The 21,756-nt window shown below is 29.2% G+C and carries 22 protein-coding genes and 1 tRNA gene; 4 read left to right on the forward strand and 19 right to left on the reverse strand.

Annotation, left to right across the window (positions count from 1 at the left end):
- Positions 1-49: 49 nt before the first annotated feature.
- The 11 genes from GAN53_RS04115 to GAN53_RS04165 form a co-directional block, all read right to left on the reverse strand.
- A complete protein-coding gene (locus GAN53_RS04115) occupies positions 50-1,525 on the reverse strand; it encodes a DUF1846 domain-containing protein (RefSeq protein ID WP_151409724.1) in 1,476 nt (491 codons plus the stop codon).
- Positions 1,526-1,600: 75 nt separating this feature from the next.
- Positions 1,601-2,764, reverse strand: coding sequence for an FAD:protein FMN transferase (locus tag GAN53_RS04120; RefSeq protein ID WP_225791814.1), 1,164 nt, complete (start codon positions 2,762-2,764; stop codon positions 1,601-1,603).
- Positions 2,761-3,219 carry a UPF0158 family protein gene (locus tag GAN53_RS04125; protein ID WP_151409725.1) on the reverse strand — a complete coding sequence of 153 codons (459 nt, stop codon included), beginning with the start codon at positions 3,217-3,219 and terminating at the stop codon, positions 2,761-2,763. Before GAN53_RS04125 ends, GAN53_RS04120 begins: the two co-directional genes overlap by 4 nt.
- A complete protein-coding gene (gene glgB, locus GAN53_RS04130) occupies positions 3,212-5,017 on the reverse strand; it encodes a 1,4-alpha-glucan branching protein GlgB (protein ID WP_151409726.1) in 1,806 nt (601 codons plus the stop codon). Before glgB ends, GAN53_RS04125 begins: the two co-directional genes overlap by 8 nt.
- Positions 5,007-5,636, reverse strand: coding sequence for a uridine kinase (gene udk, locus GAN53_RS04135; protein WP_151409727.1), 630 nt, complete (start codon positions 5,634-5,636; stop codon positions 5,007-5,009). Before udk ends, glgB begins: the two co-directional genes overlap by 11 nt.
- Entirely contained in the window at positions 5,633-6,583 is a 951-nt protein-coding gene (locus GAN53_RS04140) for an NAD(P)-dependent oxidoreductase (RefSeq protein ID WP_151409728.1), read from the reverse strand. Before GAN53_RS04140 ends, udk begins: the two co-directional genes overlap by 4 nt.
- 104 nt (positions 6,584-6,687) lie before the next feature.
- Positions 6,688-7,179, reverse strand: coding sequence for a nucleoside deaminase (locus tag GAN53_RS04145; protein WP_151409729.1), 492 nt, complete (start codon positions 7,177-7,179; stop codon positions 6,688-6,690).
- A gap of 59 nt (positions 7,180-7,238) precedes the next feature.
- Positions 7,239-7,315: transfer RNA gene (locus GAN53_RS04150), tRNA-Arg, on the reverse strand.
- 210 nt (positions 7,316-7,525) lie between these two features.
- Entirely contained in the window at positions 7,526-8,734 is a 1,209-nt protein-coding gene (locus tag GAN53_RS04155) for a D-alanyl-D-alanine carboxypeptidase family protein (protein WP_151409730.1), read from the reverse strand.
- 8 nt (positions 8,735-8,742) lie between these two features.
- Positions 8,743-9,579 carry an aminoglycoside 6-adenylyltransferase gene (locus tag GAN53_RS04160; protein WP_151409731.1) on the reverse strand — a complete coding sequence of 279 codons (837 nt, stop codon included), beginning with the start codon at positions 9,577-9,579 and terminating at the stop codon, positions 8,743-8,745.
- Positions 9,566-10,153, reverse strand: a complete 588-nt coding sequence (locus tag GAN53_RS04165; protein ID WP_151409732.1) for an NUDIX hydrolase — start codon at positions 10,151-10,153, stop codon at positions 9,566-9,568. The genes GAN53_RS04160 and GAN53_RS04165 overlap by 14 nt, the downstream gene beginning before the upstream one ends.
- 89 nt (positions 10,154-10,242) lie before the next feature.
- Here GAN53_RS04165 and mscL point away from each other — a divergent pair, with 89 nt between their 5' ends.
- From mscL to GAN53_RS04185, 4 genes are all read left to right on the forward strand, one after another.
- Complete coding sequence (gene mscL / locus GAN53_RS04170) at positions 10,243-10,653, forward strand: large conductance mechanosensitive channel protein MscL (protein ID WP_151409733.1); 411 nt, start codon at positions 10,243-10,245, stop codon at positions 10,651-10,653.
- 130 nt (positions 10,654-10,783) lie between these two features.
- Positions 10,784-11,152 (forward strand): GntR family transcriptional regulator, encoded by a 369-nt coding sequence (locus GAN53_RS04175; protein ID WP_225791815.1) that lies wholly within the window; start codon positions 10,784-10,786, stop codon positions 11,150-11,152.
- Entirely contained in the window at positions 11,145-12,005 is an 861-nt protein-coding gene (locus GAN53_RS04180; protein ID WP_151409735.1) for an ATP-binding cassette domain-containing protein, read from the forward strand. Before GAN53_RS04175 ends, GAN53_RS04180 begins: the two co-directional genes overlap by 8 nt.
- Positions 12,006-12,674, forward strand: coding sequence for a hypothetical protein (locus tag GAN53_RS04185; protein WP_151409736.1), 669 nt, complete (start codon positions 12,006-12,008; stop codon positions 12,672-12,674).
- 23 nt (positions 12,675-12,697) lie between these two features.
- On the opposite strand, the gene topA is transcribed toward GAN53_RS04185, so the two are convergent.
- From topA to GAN53_RS04225, 8 genes are all read right to left on the reverse strand, one after another.
- Complete coding sequence (gene topA, locus GAN53_RS04190) at positions 12,698-14,755, reverse strand: type I DNA topoisomerase (protein WP_151409737.1); 2,058 nt, start codon at positions 14,753-14,755, stop codon at positions 12,698-12,700.
- 4 nt (positions 14,756-14,759) lie between these two features.
- Positions 14,760-15,851: a DNA-processing protein DprA gene (dprA, locus tag GAN53_RS04195; RefSeq protein WP_151409738.1), complete on the reverse strand. Its 1,092-nt coding sequence runs from the start codon at positions 15,849-15,851 to the stop codon at positions 14,760-14,762.
- Positions 15,841-16,188, reverse strand: coding sequence for a YraN family protein (locus tag GAN53_RS04200; protein ID WP_151409739.1), 348 nt, complete (start codon positions 16,186-16,188; stop codon positions 15,841-15,843). The genes dprA and GAN53_RS04200 overlap by 11 nt, the downstream gene beginning before the upstream one ends.
- Entirely contained in the window at positions 16,185-16,808 is a 624-nt protein-coding gene (locus GAN53_RS04205) for a ribonuclease HII (protein WP_151409740.1), read from the reverse strand. The genes GAN53_RS04200 and GAN53_RS04205 overlap by 4 nt, the downstream gene beginning before the upstream one ends.
- Positions 16,805-17,641, reverse strand: a complete 837-nt coding sequence (ylqF, locus tag GAN53_RS04210; protein ID WP_151410255.1) for a ribosome biogenesis GTPase YlqF — start codon at positions 17,639-17,641, stop codon at positions 16,805-16,807. The genes GAN53_RS04205 and ylqF overlap by 4 nt, the downstream gene beginning before the upstream one ends.
- A 118-nt stretch (positions 17,642-17,759) precedes the next feature.
- Positions 17,760-18,377, reverse strand: a complete 618-nt coding sequence (locus GAN53_RS04215; protein WP_151409741.1) for a hypothetical protein — start codon at positions 18,375-18,377, stop codon at positions 17,760-17,762.
- Between the two features lie 390 nt (positions 18,378-18,767).
- Positions 18,768-20,144, reverse strand: a complete 1,377-nt coding sequence (locus GAN53_RS04220; RefSeq protein ID WP_151409742.1) for a B12-binding domain-containing radical SAM protein — start codon at positions 20,142-20,144, stop codon at positions 18,768-18,770.
- Entirely contained in the window at positions 20,141-21,736 is a 1,596-nt protein-coding gene (locus GAN53_RS04225; protein ID WP_151409743.1) for an ABC transporter ATP-binding protein, read from the reverse strand. Before GAN53_RS04225 ends, GAN53_RS04220 begins: the two co-directional genes overlap by 4 nt.
- Positions 21,737-21,756 lie beyond the last annotated feature (20 nt).

Consider the following 21,756-nt stretch of genomic DNA (forward strand, 5'->3'; position numbering starts at 1 on the left):
AGATAGGTTGTTAGAATTTTCTAGCTCCTATCTTTTTTTATGAAAATTATTAATAAGCAGTATCTTCACCAAAAACTGGATCTTGAGTGAAGTTCATTTTTAGTTTTCTTAGCATTCTTTTTTCACTATCATTTAAAATCACTGTGCTATGAGCATCTAAATTTTCTAAGTTTTTAATCTCTTCTATTGCCATGTGAGTTAGAGGATTGGTTGTAGCAGAGATTGCAAGAGCTATAAGCATTTCATTTATTGAAAGTGATGGTTTGCTTTCTCCAAGTGATTTTGTTTTAAGATTTGAAACAGGTTCAATTATATGTGGACTTAATAGCAAAATTTCATCATCGATATTTCCAAGTTTTTTTAAGGCGTTTAAGATACAAGCCGCTGGTGCTGAAAATAGTTTTGATTTCTTGCCTTGAATTATATTTCCATCATTTAACTTGATCGCAAAGGATTCTTTTTCTGTAATTTGCTCTTTTTCTCTAGCTTTTAAAGCGACAATTCTATCATCGGCATTAATATCTAGATTACTCATTAAAGTTTGAATTTTATCCACGGTTTGGCTTGATTCTTTGGCAAGTCTTACATCTACCAAAGCGTTGTAATATCTTCTAATAATTTCTTCTTTGGAAGCTTCTATTGCAACTTTGTCATCAACTATACAAAAACCTACCATATTTACGCCCATATCCGTAGGAGATTTGTATGGAGTTTCTCCCATGATTTTTTCTAGCATTCTTTTTAAAACTGGAAAGGCTTCAACATCTCTATTATAATTTACAGCAGATTTGCCATAGGCTTCAAGATGATAAGGATCAATCATATTTACATCGTTAAGATTTGCCGTTGCAGCTTCATAAGCCATATTTACTGGATGCATTAGGCCTAAATTCCAAATTGGAAATGTTTCAAATTTTGCATAAGAAGATCTTTTGCCCTTTTCATTATCAAGATACATTTGTGAAAGACAAGTTGCCATTTTGCCAGAACCAGGACCTGGGCCTGTTAGTACAACGAGTGGATGATTTGTCTGTATATAGTCATTTTTACCAAATCCATCTTTTGATAAAATAAGATCGATATTGTTTGGATAACCCTTGATGTCATAAGTTCTGTAATGGTCGATGGATAAATTATCCAAATATTTTTCAAATCTTATTGCCTTATCCTGATTAGCAAATTGAGTCAGTACTATGGAATTTACCTTAAATCCCCTCTTTTCAAAAGCTTGTTTTAATCTTATTGATTCAGTGTCATAGGAAATTTCATTGTCTCCTCTGATTTTGTTATTTTCTATATCGTTAGAATTAATAGTTATTATTATTTCGATTTTATCCTTAATGCTTTCAAGCATTCTAAGCTTGCTATCTGGCAAAAATCCTGGTAATACTCTTGATGCGTGTCCATCGTCAAATAATTTTCCACCAAATTCTAAGTATAATTTATCAAAATGACTTATCCTTTCAAGAATTTTCTCCGATTGGAGTTTTATATATTTATCATTGTCAAAGGCTAATTTATTCATCGCTTACTCCTTATAAACTTACATTAAAATAAAAATTCAAATAAAATTAAATGTAAAAATCGGACGATTGTCCGATTATTCTTCTAGTTCTTTCCAACCATCAGTTTTATATTCTTTATCTTCTAGATCTATCCAATAAGCTTCAATGCCAAATTTCTTGCAAGCTTCTTTGCCCTTGTCTAAATCTATGGTAAATAAATATGTGCTTAGGCCATCGGCTAAAGCAATATCATCGCAAATAACTGAAACCGACTTAAAATACCTTGCAGGCATATTTGTATCAGTATCTATTATATGATGATATCTTACTCCATCTACTTCAAAAAATCTCTGATAGTCGCCACTTGTGACAACTGTTGTGTTTGTTAATCCGACTATGGATCTATAATTTTCTTCTGAGTTAAGATCTGGATTTTGGATTGCTATGTTCCATTTACCATTTTCCCTTGCTGGATTATCACCTATTAATAGGTCATCTCCCCCTACGGATAAAACGGCGTTTTTAACTCCAGCATCAACTAATATTTTCCCAAGTTTTTTTATTGCAAAACCCTTATTAACAGCTCCAAGTTCAAGTTTCATTTCTGGATCTTCTAAAAAAACAGTATTATTATCTTCGTCAACTATAACTTTATCAATGTCTTTATGTTTAGCTCTTTCTTCTAATTCTTCTTTACTTGGAATTACATCCCTATTTTCTGTTTCTAAAAATGTTTCTCTAGCATTATGCCAAAGCTCTAGGACACTTCCATAGGCTATATTGATTTTGCCTTCACTATCCTTATATATTTCTTTTGCAAAATTAATTAGTTCAATTATTTCCGGGTCAACTTCTACTGGTTTTTTTCCAGCATTTTCATTAATAGTTTTGATATTATTTATACCTTCAAAAGAATTATAACCATTGTATAATTCATGATATCTTTGCATAGCTTTTTCTAAAAGATCTAAATATTTGTTAAATTCTTCCTCAGTTTTTGTGTAAGCTGTAAAAGTAGTTACAGTATCAAAATAGTCATAATAAACCTTATCGTGCTTGGTCAATTCTGTGGAAGGATTTGTTTCTTTTAAGCTTTCATTGTCTGTTTTTTCTTTTGTATCTGAGCTTTCGCTAGTTTCAACTTTTTTTATGCTCGGTATATTTTTATCTTCTGTCATATTTGAATTGTTGTTATTTTTTGAACAAGAACTTAAACTTATGACAAAAGCTAAATACAAAATGATTTTTTTTATTTTCATAACTTATCTATATTTATTGTTTCCATATCTTTATTTACAGATATTCTCTCATCTTCTGCCCAGTTTAGAAGTATATATGCCACTACTTTTGCGCTAAATTCATTAAATTCTTTTTCTAAACCCAAAGAATAGATTATATCCAAAAATTCTTCCCTTGGTGCCATACCATCAAATTGGTCAATTAATTGATCTTTTTGATGTCTTGATAGGGTTTCAAAAAATGCTTGCCTAACTTTCTCTTCATCAAATTCATCAGCAGTTGGCATTAATACATAATTTTCAATATCACCATCTATGTCTATATAGTTATTTATTATATCTTCTTCTGTTTCTCCTTGGTTAATTCTAATTATATCTAGACTTTCTGTATTTAACCAGATACTTTTTAAATAAGAATCCTCATCTAATAAGGTCCATTTTTCTACTAACCAAGATAAATTAATTGTCTTATTCATTATTTTTTATCTCAAAAATTGCAGCTTCATATTCCCAAAGCTCCAACTTTAGTGGACTTCCTTTCTCAATTTTTATATTCCTTAGATAAGTTTTTGCTCCTCCATATCTAGGATTAAAAGAATTAATTTTCTCTTCAAATGTTAAATTCTCATCGTAATATATTTCATAAGATCCATGATAGGTGTTTGTCATATTTAATACTATCAAAAATCTGCTATTTTCAGCTACTCTTTCAAAGGCAAAGACAGAAGTATTTGAATCATCTACGACTATCCGCTTAAAGCCTTTTTCTTCATAGTCATATTTGTAAAAAGCAGGACTATTTTTGTACAAATAATTTATATCTTTCACAAATCTATTAAGATCATCATGCTTAGGATATGATCTAATATCCCAATTGATACTAGCATTTTCATTCCACTCATCAAAAGTTGCAATTTCATTGCCCATAAAATTTAAAATTTTGCCTGGATGAGCCATTTGATAAGTGTACAAAACTTTTAATTGTTTAAATTTATCTTCATAAGAACCATTCATTTTATTTATCATAGATCCCTTAAGATGAACAACCTCATCATGGCTTAATGGCAAGATGAATTTTTCATTATAAAAATAGAACATAGAAAATGTTATTTTGTTATGGTAGTGGGATCTGTTATAAGAATCAACCTTAAAATATTTTATGGTATCATTCATCCAACCTAAGTCCCATTTGTAATCAAAACCCAGACCGCCATTTAAAACATCTTCTGTAACCAAAGGATATGAAGAAGAATCTTCGGCAATTAACATTACATCTTCATATTTTTCTTTCAATGTTTGGTTTAAGTCTTTGATAAAATAAATATTATCCTTATGAACTCCCCTATTTTCATTGCCATTGTAATAAATCATATAGCTTACTGCATCAACTCTTATCCCATCTAAGTGGAAATTTTCTATCCAATAGCTAAAGGATGATTTCATAAAGCTTCTTACATGTGCTTTTGAATAGTCAAAATTTATAGACCCCCACTGAGAATAAGTGAGATCTTCATAAGGCGATTCATACAAGAAAGAGCCATCAAAAGTTTTTAGTCCATAATAATCACTTGCAAAATGAACTGCAACCACATCTAGTATGACACCAATTCCATTTTGGTGAAGTAGGTCTACAAATTTCTTAAAATCAACCGGTCTTCCGTATCTAGAAGATGTAGCAAAAAATCCTGTGGATTGATATCCCCAAGATGGATAATATGGATATTCAGTGATAGGCATAATCTCTACATGAGTATAATTCATCTCTTTTACATGTTTAATTAATCCATCGACTATATCTAAAAAATTTACCCTATCTCCATATCTTATCCACGAACCAATGTGAAGTTCGTAAATATTCATAGGATTATTAAAATTTTTGGATCTTTTTTCTATAAAATCTTCATCAGAAAATTCATAAGAATCATCGGTAATTAGACTTGCAAAATCTCCCTCATAATCCATGGCTTTGCTATAAGGATCAGCATGTTCCACATAATTACCATCTTTAACAATCACATATTTGTAATAATCATTTACTTTGGCGTCTAATTTGATGAAAAAATAACCATAGTCGACATTTTTTGTCATTTCAAAGTTTTTCCAATTTGTAAAATCACCTTTTATATAAACTTTATCGGCATTTGGAGCATAGAGTCTAAATATATAACCGTCATCCCTTGCTATTGCTCCCCATATCTTGTGGCCTTCGTTTGAATTTCCGTCGATGTACGCTTTTATTTTAGCATAATCAGTTTCTATTAGATTAACATCCATTTTTATCCTCAATCATATCTGCTATATGTTTCACTAAAATTTCAATACCCTTAGTATTTTCTGCTCCACGTGGAATAATTATGTCTGCATATTTCTTTGTCGGCTCGACATATTTTTCATGCATTGGCTTTACTTGCTTTATAAATTGATCCAAGACTGACTCTAGACTTCTGCCACGCTCTTTTGTATCTCTAAGTATTCTTCTTTTTAATCTTATATCGCTATCAGCATCTATAAATACTTTTGTATCTGTAATATCTCTTATTTTTTTATTTTCTAATACCAAGATGCCCTCAATTAAAATTATTTTTTTAGGATTTACTCTTATAAAATTCTTACTTCTAGTATGAATTGTATAATCATAGGTTGGCATATCGATGCTTAGGCCTTCTTGAAGTTTTAATAAATCCTCATAAAACAAATCATTATCAAAAGCACCTGGATAATCGTAATTTAACTTAGTTCTATCATCAAAGCACAAATCATCGTGAGCTTTATAATAATTATCATGGCCAATTACAACTAAATCATCCTTAAATATTTGGGAAATTTGCTTTACTATAGATGATTTCCCCGAAGCAGAGCCACCAGCTATAGCGATTATTTTTATATTTGTCATAACTTTATCTCATTAACAATATTACCTTTCAGATATTCATACAAATTATTAAAGACGATTTCCGCTCTATTTTCCATAGCTTCTTTGGTGTAGAAACCTACATGATTGGTCAAAATTACATTTTTTGCATTTCTAAGTGGATAATCATCTGGTAAAGGTGGTTCCATGTCAAAAACATCTATTCCAGCTCGAATTTTGCCCTCATTTAATATTTTTGCTAAATATTCATTGTCTACAACAGGTCCTCTTGCGCAATTTATTAGAATTGCCTGATCTTTTAATAAATCAAGCTTAGATTTGTCTAGGAAATTTTTTGTATTTTCATTATTAGGAATGTGAAGGGAAATTAGGTCAGATTCTTTTAAGAGAGTATCTAAATCCACATATTTTACTCCCATATTTCTGATTTCCTCTTTTTCGCTTCTTGAATAAGCTAAGATTTGGCAATTAAAAACTTTTAACATTTCAATTAATTTTTTGCCGATTCTTCCAGTTCCAATTACTCCAAACTTCTTATTTTTTAAAGTTTCTCCCATTAGAGGAAAATTAGTTTTTTCAAAAATATTTTTGCGATTTTGATCAAATTTTCTCATTATGGCAAGACTTAGCCCAATTACAAGTTCTGCTACTGAATCATCACTATAACCACTTGCATTTAGAAGCTTAATATTATTTTCTTTGACAGCCTTCAAATCAACATGATCAACTCCTGTAAAAGCAACGTCAATCATTTTTAAATTTTTGCAAGCATTTATCACATCAGCGGATAATTGTTTGTTGGTAATTATTGCTATATCAGAATCACTTAGTCTATTAATGATCTCTTGGTCATCTTTTGCAATGTCATCGTAAAAAACAAATTCATGACCAGCTTCTTCTAATTTATTTTTATTATCAATAATTATTTTTTCATCAACTTCCAAAGGATTTAGTAAAGTTATTTTCATTTCTTCCTCCTAGCTCTAATATGATTATACTATAAAATTTTAGGACTAAAGGAATTTACAAATAAAAAAAAGACCTTATGAGAGTAATTTTTCTCAAAAGATCCTTATTTTTCCTTTGTTTTATTTCTATTTCTTAACATTTTAAAAAATGTTTGTATCTCGTAAAGGCATTCATCTTCCAAAAGTGAAAATTCTGCATCAAGATAATGAAGTTGACTTCTATCACCTGTTATATTTGTATTTGACCCACAAGCTCCACGTTTGTAATCAGCAATTCCTATGACTAATCTTTTAATCCTAGAATTAATTATAGCTCCAGCACACATAGAACAAGGTTCCATAGTGACATACATAGTACAATCTTCTAATCTAAAGTCATCAATGTAGGCACTTGCTTTTTCAATTGCTAAAATTTCTGCATGCTTTAGGGCAGACTTGCCCTTAAAAGTATAATTGTGAGCGCGAGCAATGATTTTATCTTCATAAGTAATGACACAACCTATCGGCACTTCTTCGATTAAACGAGCAAGCCTAGCCTCATAGATTGCCTCATTCATAAAAAAATAATCTTTCTTAGAAAAATTAAGATCAGTCATAAAAGTTCCTTTACAAAATAAAAAAAATACCTTTAAAAAAAGATATTTTTCAAAAAAAATGGTGTTCCAGAGAGGATTCGAACCTCCGACACCCGCCTTAGGAGGGCGGTGCTCTATCCAGCTGAGCTACTGAAACAAACAAGCCTGGCCGGCTTCCTGAGAGGCCTCGTGCCAAAAAGCACGAAATACCGCAGCGAAGCGAGGACATCTAAAAACGCCGTAGGCACAATTTCAAGGCCGTGCGCCTTCCGGAGCACTCGTGCCAACAAGCACGAAATACCGCAGCGTAGCACGGACCTCAAATAAAGCTCTTAAAAATATATTTAATAATATACTCTAAAGTATTTTATCTTGCAATTAAGGCTTGGAGCAAAAAGTTTGTTGCATCTTCGCCTGCTCTTAACATTTTAGAATAAAGTGTTGCTTCTTCAAGATTTGTTTTTGAAACCAAAGAAACGTCAAATTCCTTATCTTGATAATTAACTTTTGCCAATCCTAAAATTTCGCCAGCTTTTATAGGTGCTTTAATAGATCCATTAAAACTTGCCTTGATAGATGGATTTTCACCTTTTTTTACTATCAAATTAATATCTTGATCAGGATATAAATCGACATAGCCTTGCTTAGCGGTGTTGACTTTTAGTGATTCGTAAGAAACATTTTTATCTAATACACTTACGCTATCATAATATCTACTTACATAGTATATCAAATCACTCATTACTTTATTTCTTGTATCTTTTTGATCTGCTCCTAAAACCACTCCAATAGTTCTAAATTTGTCTTTGTCGTCGATTTCTTGCATATTTGTTGTAGTAACTAAACAATATCCAGCTTCTTTAGTTGATCCTGTTTTTAATCCATCAACTCCTGGTATTTCGCCAACTAAAGGAATTGTTGAGTTTACATCAATTTCACGTCTTTGATCGACAATTGACCTTATTTTGGCATATTCTAAAACTTCTGGATATTTGTCTATTATATATTTACTAAGAGTAAATAAGTCTTTGGCAGATGATGAGTTTTGCTGGCCATCTTCTGTTTCTACTCCACTAGCGTTGTAGTAAACTTGGCTTGATAATCCCAATTCTGCAGCTTTTATATTCATTTTTCTGGCAAATTCTATTTCACTCTTGCTAACTGTAACTGCTAGTTGATAAGCACAATCATTGCCACTTACAACCATTAGTCCTTCTAATAGTTCCTTTACAGTAAAGACATCTCCCTCATCTAATCCAAGATAAGAATATTCCCAATTGTGAAATTTTGCAGCTTCTTTTCCTACTGTAATTTCTTGATCCATGCTTAGTTTGCCATCATCTATGCTTTCTTTTACTAATAAATAGGTCATCAATTTGCTAAGTGAAGCCATAGGATAAGATTCTTCAGAATTTTTCTCGTAATATATATCTCCATTTTCTTCATTGGCGATTAAGTAAGCTTTTACATTTTTGTCAAGACCTACAATCTGAGTTTGATTTGCTGCCATAGATTTTATTGGATATATAAAAAATAAAAAAGTAAGTATTATAAATAAATTTAATTTCTTTTTCATAATAGCTCCTAATTTAGAAAAGACTCAAGCTTTTTATAATTTTTTCTTAAAACTTTGTGAGTTTCTACATCTATTTCTTTTGGGTACACGAAGTTAAATTTCTTACAAATATCCATTGCTAATTTTCTAAATAATACAGTAGCCTTAAACAAAGAATAATATATATCCATCAAATCATCATGGTGGTAGGTTAGAAGTAGACTTTCTTTTATATCTACTTCCAAAGTATTATGTAGCCTTTGGCCGTCATCTCCCATGTCAAGTTTGTATGAATATTTGTCTTTGATATAGAAATTTATCATTGCTATTAAATAATTTCTCAATGAATCCATTTTCATACAAGCTGCCAGTTGATCTTTTTGATCAATATAAAGCGAAACTTCATAAGCGCTTGCAAAGAAATTTTTGATAGTAGAAACAACTTCATATTCTTTTGGCTTGTCAAAAACAAATTTGCTTTCAATATCAAAGCTATTAAAACCAGGCTTGCTATATAAAATTTTTATATCACCATCTATGGTTTTTATAAAATCATCTGCATATTCGCTAGAAATTATAGACTCAGTTAATTTTAAATTGTCATCTGTATAAATATTTAAGTTTGTATAATTGATATAGGTCTTATTAATGGAAAATTCTCCCTTGCTCCTATTTACCATTATCAAATTATCAAAAAGTCCTACAAGTTCTTCTTCTAATTTTCCGATAATTACATCATTTACTAGAGTATAAACGTGAATAATAGACTCATAATTGTCGTTAAGAACATAAAATATCGTATCTATAGCATCGTTTTCTCTAGCATAATCTGTTAGTTTATTACTTATTTCTTTATTCATATTCATCTAAGCTTTCTATAAAGTTTTTTAATAATTTTGCAGTCAAACCCCATATTACTGGATTAGTATCATAAAAATACATATCGTGGTATAAAGATACAAATTTATAATCTCTACCATTGGGAATTTTTTCAAAAGGAAAATCGTTTGGAAATTCCATTTTGTAGGGCGCCCTGTACATAATAGGCTGGTTTTTTTTCAAAAAATCCACTGATACTGCAAATATTGATTCTACTTCTTCATTATACTTTATTTCTTCAATATTTTTATTAATTCTCCCATAAAATGATTTGATGTGCATATAAGAAGAATTAAGAATCATAGAAGAGTATCCCATATACAAGATATCATCTCTTTCTAATAACAACTCCTCCATAGTTTCTCTTATAGCAGCATCTTTGAAAGATTCATTTTCCTCAAGTTTTCCTCCAGGAAAGGAAACTTCTCCAGCTTGCGCTATATTTTTACCTCTTATTTCAAGAAGCACATGATCTTTGCCATCAATTTTTATTAAAGGGATAAAAACTGCATAATTTTTAATTTTTTGATAAAATTCATCATCTACCAATAAATTTTTCATAATTACCTCTAATTAAATGATATTAAATTAATAGGCTTTAGTCAACTATATAGTATAGTATTATTGTATTTTAAAAAAAGGAGAAGAATATGCTAGAAGAATTTAAAAAATTTATTTCAAAAGGCAGCGTTTTGGATATGGCAATTGGTATCATAATGGGTACTGCTTTTACAGCTATTGTAAATTCTGTTGTTGAGGATTTATTGATGCCAATAATTACTGGTCTTACGGCTGGGGTTGATTTTCAAAACTTAACTGTCAATGTTGCAGGTGCGACTTTAAAGGTTGGCAACTTAATAAATAATATCATAACTTTTCTAATTGTAGCTTTTGTATTATTTTTAATTATGAAATCATTTAATAGAAACAAAAAAGAAGAAGTTAAAGAAGATACCAAAGTTTGCCCATATTGCAAATCAAAAATTGCTATAGATGCAACAAGATGTCCACATTGCACAAGCGAGCTAGTTGGATATCATAATGAAAATGCATTAAATTAATTTTAGAACCTTAAAGGAGGTTCTTTTTTTTTTGAAAATTTTCCTTGACAATGAAATTAATCTGGCTATAATATAATTAAGTTAGTTAATTACTTGTGTAACTAACCAGTTAATTAAGGAGGTTATATGGATGGATTCTAATAAGCTAATCTTTGAACAAGTTGCAGAAATTGTTGAAAATCAGATTCTAGATGGCTTGTTAAAAACAGATGACCGATCTCCCTCAACGACAGAATTTGCCAATGCTTACGGCATAAATCCTGCAACGGCAAGAAAAGGACTCAATATTTTGGTAGATGAGGGAATTTTGATAAAAAAAAGAGGAATGGGAATGTTTGTGACTAAAGATGCTAAAAAAATTATTAAGGAAAAAAGGAAAAAGGAATATTTAGATAATATTTTGCCCGACTTAATAAAAAATTTGAGATTCCTAGAAATAAGTAAAGAAGATCTAATAAAAGAAATTGAAAAAATTTATGGAGAGCTAGCAAATGATTAAAATAAATAATTTATCCAAAACTTACGGCAATAAATTAGTTTTGGAAAATGTAAATTTGGAAATTAAAGAGGGCAAAGTTTACGGCTTAATTGGCAGAAACGGTGCTGGAAAAACAACTTTGATGAAAGTTTTATCTGATCAAATTATAAATTACCAAGGTGAAATTTACTATAAAGGCACAAATATTTTACTTAGCAATCAGTTAAAGAAAAATCTAATTTACATTGGTGAAGATTTTTTAACTTATAATTTGAAAGAAAAAAAGCTAATAAAAACCGTAAACTATATAAAAAAATTGTATCCTAAATTTAATCAAGAAAGATTTGATGAACTAAGCGCTCTTTTTAAAATTGATTTATTAGCTAAATATAAGAAACTTTCTTACGGCAATCAAAGCCTTTTTAGAAATATTATCGCCTTATCTTTACAAGCTCAATTTTTATTATTAGACGAACCATCAACAGGCCTTGATGAAATAAATAGGGATTTGTTTTATGGAAAATTAATTGAATACCAAGAAATCGACAATTCAACTGTTATAATTTCTTCTCATATTCTATCAGATATAGAAAAAATAGTTACTGACCTACTTATTTTAAACGAAGGAAAAATTATCGTAAACGACCCTATCGACGAGCTTTTGGAAAAAGCTTTTGTTATTACAATAAATGCAGAAAATTTACATTTTTTTGCAAGCAAAAATATCATCAAAAAATCTAATATAGGAAAACAAATCATTTTATATGTCTATGATAGTTTTTCAAATGATGAAATGAGAAAAATAAAAGAAATCGCTGATATAAAAAGATTAAATTTAAAAGAATTATTTCTAGCTTTAACTAAGGAGGATTAGATGAAAGATATAAAAAAAATATTATCATTAGAAATAAAAGAATTTGCTAGAAGTTACTTGATATTTTCTATAGTCGCACTTATTTTGGCGATGATTTTCTTTTCCCGCCAATCTAGTACTGATGTTAATGACTATATTATTTCTGGTAAAATTATAATTGCAGGTTTCATAATTTTGTTTGTACTCGTATATATTGTTTTATCCACAGGTCAATCTATGCAAGAAACTTTCATCATGGCCAACAAATTAGGCTACAGTAGGAAAAATATTTCAGAAGCTTTGATTATCAAAGATTTGTTAGTAATTTTAATATCAACATTATTAGTTTTTTACATAAGCAATTTTATAATAACAAAGGCAGAGCTAGTGTCATTTATGGAATTTAAAGATATAGAAAAAATTATTAGTAATTTGGGAAGCTTTGATAATGTATTGAGAATTTGCATAATTTACTTGAGTTTTTCTAATATATTTGCCAATATTGCCTATCTTGTAAAATCAAATCCTCTTTCTGGATCAATATTTGGAATTTTTATTTTATCTATATTTAATGATATATTTTTAGGTTTAAATGGATTAATTAATTCCATAATCTTTACTTTAATAATATTTATACTAGGCCAAATTATAAAATATTATGTTATAAATAAAGTTGACGCAAAATCTTAGAATCTAAAAGAGATGAGCTTTTCTCATCTCTTTTTTTCTTTGATATATCCGCAATTTTCGCATCTTATTTCATCTACATTACGGTTTTTCTTATGAACCAAAAGTTCTCCACATTCAGGGCAAATATCTCCTGTTGGTGGATCCCAAATTGCATAATCGCAATCTGGATAATTATTGCATGCATAAAATCTCTTGCCTTTTTTGCTAACTTTTTCGATAATTTCACCCTTTTTACATTTTGGACATTTGACTCCTGTGGTTTTTACAATTGATTTGGTAAAATCACAAGCTGGAAAATTTGTACATCCTATAAATTTTCCATTTCTTCCATGCTTTTCTGCCAAAGGATGGCCACATTTCGGGCATTTTTCATCTAAGATTTTATCTTTGACCTTATAATCCGTATCGTCTTTTTTGACGTTTTTCATATCTTTTTCAAAATCAGAATAAAAATTGCTTAAAACATCTTTCCAATAAACTTTATGATCGGCGATTTTATCAAGTTCATCTTCCATTTCAGCGGTAAATTCAACATTTATTATGTCGTCAAAATTTTCCACCAAAAAATCATTTACAGTAAAGCCAAGTTCTGTCGGATAAATTGATCTGCCTTCAAATTCCACATAATTTCTATTTACTATTTGATTTATGGTTGCAGAATAGGTTGATGGACGGCCTATGCCAAATTCTTCCAAAACTTTTACAAGGCTTGCTTCTGTGTATCTTGCTGGAGGATTTGTAAAATGTTGTGATTTTTCTATATTTGTGGCAGAAATTATATCCCCTTCTTTTAGTTCTGGCAAAATATTTTCTTTTTCAAAGGATCCAGAAACTTTATTAAAACCATCAAAAATTGTTATTTTGCCATTGCTTTTAAAAATCAATCCTTGATTATCAAATGAAATACTTGTTGATAAATATTGATAATCGGCCATTTGAGATCCTACAACTCTAGTCCATATTAATTTGTATAATTTGTACTGAGCATCTGATAAATATTCTCTAAGTGATAAGGGATCTCTATAAATTGAAGTTGGTCTTATGGCCTCGTGAGCATCTTGTGAGCCTTTTTTCTTTGCCCCGTAAGTATTGCCCTTGCCAGCATATTTTTCTCCATATTTTTCATTGATGTATTTTAGAGATTCGCTTACAATTTCTGTGCTTATCCTTGTAGCATCGGTTCTCATATAAGAAATCAAACCAACGCTTCCCTCATTACCAATATCAATTCCTTCAAAAAGCTGTTGGGCCAATTGCATGGTGAATTTGGTTGAATAACCCAATTTGTTTGAGGCATCTTGTTGGAGTGTTGAGGTTGTGTAAGGTTTTGGAGGCTTTCTAGTTTTCTTAGTTTTTTTAATTTCGACTACTTTAAACTTATCCTTATCTATTCTTGATAAAATTTTATCGGCACCCTTTTCATTTGTAATTTTGATCTTTTTGCTTGAACTTCCATAAAATTCCGAATCAAATTCCAAATCATCTACTTTGTGATTTGCAGTTATTGTCCAATATTCTTCTGGTATAAATGCGTCAATTTCTCTTTGCTTATCTACAATTAATTTTAAGGCTACGGATTGGACACGACCTGCGGATAGGCCGGATTTTACTCTTTTCCACAAGATCGGACTAATTTCATAACCTACGATCCTATCCATAATTCTTCTTGCTTGTTGGGCATCGACTAAGTTTTGGTCGATTTTTCTAGGATTTTTTATGGCATTTTTTACGTTGTTTTTAGTTATTTCATGAAATTCTACTCGATTTTTCTCGTCTGGATCAAGGCCTAAAAGATATTCCAAATGCCAACTTATTGCTTCTCCCTCCCTATCAGGGTCTGTTGCAAGATAAACTCTATCAGCTTTTTGGGCTTCTTTTATTAATTCATTGATTGTTTTTGCTTTGCCACGAACTTTTATATATTCTGGCTCAAAGTTATTTTCTATATCTACGCCAAATTTCGATTTTGGTAAATCTCTCAAATGGCCAATAGTTGCCTTTACTTTGTAGTTACTGCCCAACATTTTGCCAATAGATTTGGCTTTGGTTGGGGATTCTACAATTACTAAATTCTTAGCCAACTAATCATCTCCTTACTGTAAATTCATTATTTCCCATATTTTCTATATAATCTCTTAACTCCAAGGAAGTTAGAAGGTAATTTATTTCATCAATGCCGATATTTAAGTTGGAAGCCATGATATCGGCTGTGCTATTAGGATTTTCTTCGATATATTTTACTATTAGTAGTTCATCTTTATCAAGTTTACTATAATCAAGTATCCTCTTTTCGTCACTTCTGTCAATCAGATAATCCAATTCTTCCAAAATATCGTCACTTGATGTTATAAGTTTGCTACCTTCTTGGATTAGTTTGTTGGTACCTTTGGAATAAATAGAATTAATATTTCCTGGAACTGCAAATACTTCTTTTCCCTGTTCTAGGGCGCACCTTGTTGTAATCATTGTCCCTGATTTTTCTTTGGCTTCTATGACAACAGTTGCAAGTGAAATTCCTGAAATTATCCTATTTCTTCTTGGAAAATTAAAGGCTCTAGGTTCTGTTCCTATGGGAAATTCCGATAAAATTAAACCTTTTTCTTCCATTTCTTGGTATAAGAACCTGTTCTGTTTTGGATAAATCTTATCAATCCCACAACCAATGACACCAATAGTTCTCCCTGCAATTTCCAAAGTCGCCTTATGACTTATCCCATCTATCCCGTAGGCAAGGCCAGAAACGCTTGTAAGTCCATTTGAAACAACTCCTTGGACCAAATTCCTACAAGCCCATTTTCCATAGTCAGTACATTTTCTTGCCCCAACAAAGGCTATAGAATTTTTATCTTTTTCCTTATCCAATTTGCCCTTATAAAACAAAATTGCAGGTCTATCGTCAATATATCTCAAATTATAAGGGTAATTCTCATCCAAAATTGTCACATAATCATAGGCAAATTTGTTAACTTTTTCTAAATAAAAATTAAAATCATCAAGGGATTTTTGACTAAAGATCTTTCGGTAATTGTTGTCATTAATAAAATCTAAGTCTTGCCTTTCTTTGGCAAATAAATCTTTGTAGGGAAAATTTTCACCGATTTTTAAAATTATTCTATTGTCTAAATTTATATAATTTAAATATAAAATTACTTCATTATCTCTTAGATCAAAATGCATTTTCTATATAATTAATCTCTCTACTTTCTGTAAAAACTTCAGCAACATCAAAAGTTATTATAAAATCCGTTAAATTATTTTCTATCAAAAAAGCTTGGCTTGCCTTAATAATTCTTTGTTGCTTGTGGTAATTTACCGCTTCTCTTGGGTAGCCATATTTGGTAGATTTACGAGCTTTGACTTCAACAAAAGATATGATATCATTTTTTATGGCAATAATATCAATTTCTCCAAATGGCTTGTTGTAATTTCTTGTAAGTATCTTATATCCTTTGTTTTCCAAAAAATCTGCAACTAAATCTTCTCCCAGATTTCCAATTTTTCTTTTTTCGCTCATAAAAAACTTTCCTGCTTAGCATAATACTTTTTTAGAAAACTTTTCCTATGGATAGGACAAAGTCCCAATTGATCTATTCCTTGATAGTGCTTTTTTGTCCCATAGCCAACATTAGTTTCAAAAGAATATCCTGGATAAATTTTAGCAAATTTTAACATAATATCATCTCTTCTAATTTTGGCAAGAATTGATGCACAGGAAATTGCATATTCGTTTAAATCGCCTTTCACTATGTTTAGCTGGGGTATGTCCACATTTATTTTTTCGGCATCGATTAATAATATTTCTGGCTTTATTGAAAGATTATTAACTGCCATTTCCATAGCTCTAAGGGTTGCCTGTCTGATATTTATTTTATCAATCAAAAGATTATTGGAAAATCCATAAGAAATTGCTAGGGAATCTTCAATTATTTTATCTTTTAGCTCAAGCATTTTTGATCTTTTTAATTTTTTGGAATCAGTAACTCCATCTATATGAGAATCTTTTTTCATAATAACTGCACATGTTACAACTGGTCCTGCCAAAGGTCCTCTTCCAACTTCGTCAATTCCTGCAAGTAAATCGTATTTTTGGTAAATTTCTTTTTTTATTTCTTCGTTGTATTCTGAATATTTCATGGTCTTTCTAGGGTAATTCTTCCAAGTTTACCAGATCTAAAATCTGTCAATATGATATTTGCAGTTCGTGTGTAGTCGAAATCTCCACCTTTTGTAATGGCTCCTCTTTTTCTTGCTATATCTTCGTAAATTTCCAAGGCCTTTTTATCTGGATCAACTCCATATCTTTTAGTCAAAAGTTTTGGATAGTCTTCTTGCATTTTTTCTAAGAATTTTAGGGTTAAATCCTCGATATTTAAAATTTCATCTTTAATTGCGTGAGTGTATGATAAATTAAGTCCTGTTTCTTCGTCAAATTTTGGCCACAAAACTCCTGGTGTATCAAGCAATTCTAAATTATCATTAGTTTTGATCCATTGTTTGGTTTTTGTAATTCCTGGACGATTTCCTACATTTGCGGATTTTCTTTTAGAAATATTATTGATAAAGGTTGATTTGCCAGAATTTGGAATACCAACTATCATCATTCTAATTATCTTATTTTCTATATTTTTTTCTTTGTTTTTGTCAAATTTTTCTTTTAATTCTTCCTTAGCTATTTGGTAAATTTTATTGACATTTATTTTTTCTTTAGAATTCATTAACAAAGCTTTGGTATTTTCATTTCTAAATTTAATAACCCAGGCCTTATTCATTTCTTCATCTGCCAAATCGGACTTATTCATTATTATAATGCGTGGTTTTTGGCCAATAATTTCTGCAAGCATTGGATTTCTTGATGATTCAGGGATTCTTGCATCGATTATTTCCAAAATTATATCCACTAATTTTAGATTGTTTTGGATTTCCTCCTTGGTCTTTTTCATGTGACCTGGATACCAATTTATGTTCATCGCCATAATTTTCTCCTTATTTACTTAATATATTATACATAAGATATTGTTTTTATCTAGAATTTTCTAATGGCCTTAATAAAATGAAAAAAGACTTCACCTAAGAAGTCCCATAATCTTATTTTAAATTATTAAAATAATCATCGCAAAACTTATTCCATTTATTATCAAAGACCTCATGAGTCAATATTTTCATATCCTTAGGGGAAAATACTGACCTTTTCTGACATTCTTTGACAAAATAATGAGTTCCTTCAAAATCTTCTGATATATAGGCATATACAAATTCAAATCCAAGTTTAGTTCCTAGCTTTAGCCTTGTATGCCCATCAAGAGAAATAATTAGGTCATTTTGCTTAGCTATAGGAATAATAATATCTGTTGGACTTTTGACAAAGCTTTTAATAGCATTTAATTTTTCTTCATCTACATAGAACTGACTTGGCTGAATTTGATCAATAGCTAGCTCAAAAATACTAACCGGTTCAAAGGATTCTATAAGTCTGCCATCCCTAGCATAGAATTTGCTGATATGCTCAGAAAAAAATCTAAATTCATCAATTACTTCTTTAATATACTTCCTCTCACCTTCTATAAGGGCAGAATCCTTAGATATAATTTTAACCTGATATGGATACTTTCCATTAACAATAAAACATCCATGTTGGTCTAGGATCTCTTGGTCAAAACGACTATCTTTATAGCTATCAATTCTTTTAATATCTACTTTGTCCATATTTTCTCCTTATTACTAATACTATACTAGTAATTAGACAAAAGATTATAATATGATTACATATTTAATAGCTCATAGAATATAACAAAATCAAATATCTGATGTATTATTCTTTTTATGAGAATAAAATATAGATGCTATATAAATTTAAAATAAAAGATAAAATCCGTATAATTGTATAGAAAGAAAGCTCATTTGAAAACTTAAATAGTACAATGTTTTTAGCAACTAAAACTAAACTAATAGAAATCATATCACTAACCAATCCCCATTGATATCAATGAGGATTGGTTAATATCTTCTAATTATGAAATAGTAAATATTGTAATATTAATTTTACACATTATTATGAGCTTGAATTAGAATTAATACTATGTAGTCAAGAATTTATTATTCTATTAAATCATAATACAATGAGGAGAAGATATTATATTTTTCTTCTTCGTATCCATACACATATGATTCATGTAAATCTAATAGTTTTTTAACTTGTTCATTATTTTCCTTAGAAAGTTTAACTAAAAATTTTAATAAATAATGATTCTTTATAATTATCTTATCATCTAATATTCTTTTATCTATGTATACATATGTATTAAATAAATATTCCAATAAATTTCTTAATCGGTCAATAGAACCATCTATATTCTTTTTTATATTATAGTAATTCGTTAATAAATATTTATTTTTCAATATATCATATACATTATTATTAGCATACTTAGTATCAATAGTGTAATTATCAGATTGAAGTGAATTATAATATTTCTTTGTTAATTCTGACCCTGGGAAAAATTGAATTTTATTTATTTCGTAAATTATTAAAGCGTTATATTTATTATTCTTTTCAATGTTTTTTATGTCCCACATTAATTCAATCGTTTTATTTAAGTCGCATTCTAATTCTCTCGGATCAGATATTATAAATGAACAAATTATATTTATTTCATTTTTTATCAAGTAATCAATATTATGTAAAAGTTCCTTTGCATTTATTTGCTTTCTATAGTATTTTCTAATTCTAGGACTACCACTTTCAATACCAAGAAAAATAGATTTACAGTTCCCTTTTCTCAATAAGTTTATTATTTCTTTATTTAATAGCTCCGCTCTAAGGCTACATGAGAACTCATAATTTAACTTATTTTTCGTCTCTATGAATTCCTCCACATCATTCTCATTTTTAAAAAATAATTCATTAGAAAAAAATACAGATTCAATATTAGACGCACCTAAACACTCATTTATTTCTTTATAATTTACATCATAGTTCTTATAATCAATATAAGGAATGTTCAAACTACAATATTCACACTTATAAGGACATCCATTAAAAGTATTTAAAGATAACTCTCTAGAGTTAACTTGGCTTATGATTTTTTTACAATCAAATTCTTCCTGAAAGTTCAATATTGCATAGTCTAAATCATCGTATTTTTTAATTAGATTAGGATAAATATAATTTAAGTAATTTCCAAAAAATACTATCTTATTATGTGTTTTATAGTTTAAATAAAAGTATATTGCATCTAATACATTTCTATACGTTATGTGAACATAGATTTCATAACCAACCAATACATATTTAATAAAAAATTCATCAAGAACTTCATCATTCTTGAAACTATCACAATATTCATTAACTGTATCCGATACTCTTATTACATTATCTATATTAAACTTATCTTTTAGAATGAAAATTTCACAATCCATTTGCTCCCTATTGTTCGGATTTAAGTCATCAATATCTATTATTAGTGTCTTCATTTTAATTCTACTTTTTTATCATATCTACTCTCGAATAATGCATTACTATTATGAGCTATATGTATAACCATTTTCCCTTCTAAATTTAAAATTTCATCTTCGACTTTAATAGAATTTTCATAGTCTAATCCTGACATAATCTCATCTATTATTACTATTTTTTTATTTGATAATAATACTTTTGCCATATATAACCTTGAAGCTTCCCCACCTGAAATAGAGTTTATGTCCTGATTTATCACTCTATCAAGTCCTTCATTGTCAAGTATATAGGAAAGATTCACCTTTTCTATTGCTTCAAGTATTTCTTTATCGCTATGCTCTAATAGAGGATCTATATTTTCTCTGATAGATTGATTAAATATAAATAGATTCTGGGGAACATATATTATTTGACTATTGATATCTTTATCCTCTAAATCTTTCAATTCTATGTTGTTAAATTTTATTGACCCTATGTAATTATCATTATATTTCATTAAAATTTTAATAAGAGTCGACTTGCCGCTTCCGCTTTCACCTTTTATAAGATACTTTTTATTACTTTCAAAGCTTATATTTAAATTTTCTTTAAACACCCTTTCGCACTCGCTGTACTGGTAATTTACATCTTTCAATTTTATTTTTTCGATTATCTCCATAGTACTATTATAATTATCAGTATTTAACTCTAATACTTTAGATAAATTTTCATTTATTTCTTTAACCGTGGATATTCCTACGAAAGCATTTATTATGGAAATCACCGGTTGCTGTATATAAACTGATAACTGTATAAATGTCATAAAAATTCCAAAATCTATATTACCCTTCATATAATAAATGAAACTTATAATTATTGAGGAAACTTGCGAAATAGTTACTCCTGTATTAGCAAAATAAGCAGATAAGTTTCCCAAAAATTGATCTTTTTTAGATGCTTTGTTAGCTCTATTTATAACATAGTCAACTTTATCCATAGATCTTTCGTACGAAGTATTATTCTTTATGATTAAAATAGATTCTATATATTCTCTCATAAACTCTAATAAATTTGTATTCTCTTCCATACTTTTAAGAGTTGTTTTTAACATTTTTTTAGGAAATACTATATTGTTTATCACTAATGGTAGAATAAAAACTAATATGAGGATATTTATTTTAATATCAAATGTTGAAATTAAAATCATAACCCATAACAATGATAAAACATTTGTAGCTATATTTATACAGCTATCCAAATACCTAAATTTCCACATATCTATTTTGGCTAAAATTTCATTATAAAAATACCCTTTTGGTTTTTCAGATATATATGAAGATTTTGAGCACATTATATTTTCAAATGATTTTTTTCTAATTTCTGCACATATATCTTCTCTTATTAAACCAACATATATATAATTATAACCTGCAAAAGATAGTGCTATTATTATTAATAAAATAATCTTTAAAAGTTCAATCGAATCTATATTTCCATTTTCGGAAAAAATATTTGTAAGCAGTGAAAATGAATAAGCTATTGATACTTCAGATAATGAACCTAAAAAAATAGCTACTATTAGTAATATCTTTTCTTTAAAACCAATTAATTTAGAAATATTTTTTAACATACGCCCTCTTATATAAATTT

The organism is Anaerococcus sp. Marseille-P9784 (assembly GCF_902500265.1).
Classification (GTDB): Bacteria; Bacillota; Clostridia; order Tissierellales; family Peptoniphilaceae; genus Anaerococcus.

Bases quoted from the DNA above. Each gene is read 5' to 3' on its own strand.
- udk (WP_151409727.1), bottom strand. From the start codon at position 5,636: ATGACAAATATAAAAATAATCGCTATAGCTGGTGGCTCTGCTTCGGGG.
- glgB (WP_151409726.1), bottom strand. From the start codon at position 5,017: ATGGATGTTAATCTAATAGAAACTGATTATGCTAAAATAAAAGCGTAC.
- GAN53_RS04125 (WP_151409725.1), bottom strand. From the start codon at position 3,219: ATGAATAAGACAATTAATTTATCTTGGTTAGTAGAAAAATGGACCTTA.
- dprA (WP_151409738.1), bottom strand. From the start codon at position 15,851: ATGCATTTTGATCTAAGAGATAATGAAGTAATTTTATATTTAAATTAT.
- GAN53_RS04180 (WP_151409735.1), top strand. From the start codon at position 11,145: ATGATTAAAATAAATAATTTATCCAAAACTTACGGCAATAAATTAGTT.
- GAN53_RS04120 (WP_225791814.1), bottom strand. From the start codon at position 2,764: ATGAAAATAAAAAAAATCATTTTGTATTTAGCTTTTGTCATAAGTTTA.
- GAN53_RS04175 (WP_225791815.1), top strand. From the start codon at position 10,784: ATGGATTCTAATAAGCTAATCTTTGAACAAGTTGCAGAAATTGTTGAA.
- GAN53_RS04160 (WP_151409731.1), bottom strand. From the start codon at position 9,579: ATGAATATGAATAAAGAAATAAGTAATAAACTAACAGATTATGCTAGA.
- mscL (WP_151409733.1), top strand. From the start codon at position 10,243: ATGCTAGAAGAATTTAAAAAATTTATTTCAAAAGGCAGCGTTTTGGAT.
- GAN53_RS04220 (WP_151409742.1), bottom strand. From the start codon at position 20,144: ATGAAGACACTAATAATAGATATTGATGACTTAAATCCGAACAATAGG.
- GAN53_RS04115 (WP_151409724.1), bottom strand. From the start codon at position 1,525: ATGAATAAATTAGCCTTTGACAATGATAAATATATAAAACTCCAATCG.
- GAN53_RS04155 (WP_151409730.1), bottom strand. From the start codon at position 8,734: ATGAAAAAGAAATTAAATTTATTTATAATACTTACTTTTTTATTTTTT.
- GAN53_RS04200 (WP_151409739.1), bottom strand. From the start codon at position 16,188: ATGAGCGAAAAAAGAAAAATTGGAAATCTGGGAGAAGATTTAGTTGCA.
- GAN53_RS04140 (WP_151409728.1), bottom strand. From the start codon at position 6,583: ATGAAAATAACTTTACTAAATCCTTTGGAAGTTGATGAAAAAATAATT.
- GAN53_RS04185 (WP_151409736.1), top strand. From the start codon at position 12,006: ATGAAAGATATAAAAAAAATATTATCATTAGAAATAAAAGAATTTGCT.
- ylqF (WP_151410255.1), bottom strand. From the start codon at position 17,641: ATGAACATAAATTGGTATCCAGGTCACATGAAAAAGACCAAGGAGGAA.
- GAN53_RS04145 (WP_151409729.1), bottom strand. From the start codon at position 7,179: ATGACTGATCTTAATTTTTCTAAGAAAGATTATTTTTTTATGAATGAG.
- GAN53_RS04165 (WP_151409732.1), bottom strand. From the start codon at position 10,153: ATGAAAAATTTATTGGTAGATGATGAATTTTATCAAAAAATTAAAAAT.
- GAN53_RS04225 (WP_151409743.1), bottom strand. From the start codon at position 21,736: ATGTTAAAAAATATTTCTAAATTAATTGGTTTTAAAGAAAAGATATTA.
- GAN53_RS04205 (WP_151409740.1), bottom strand. From the start codon at position 16,808: ATGAAATATTCAGAATACAACGAAGAAATAAAAAAAGAAATTTACCAA.
- GAN53_RS04215 (WP_151409741.1), bottom strand. From the start codon at position 18,377: ATGGACAAAGTAGATATTAAAAGAATTGATAGCTATAAAGATAGTCGT.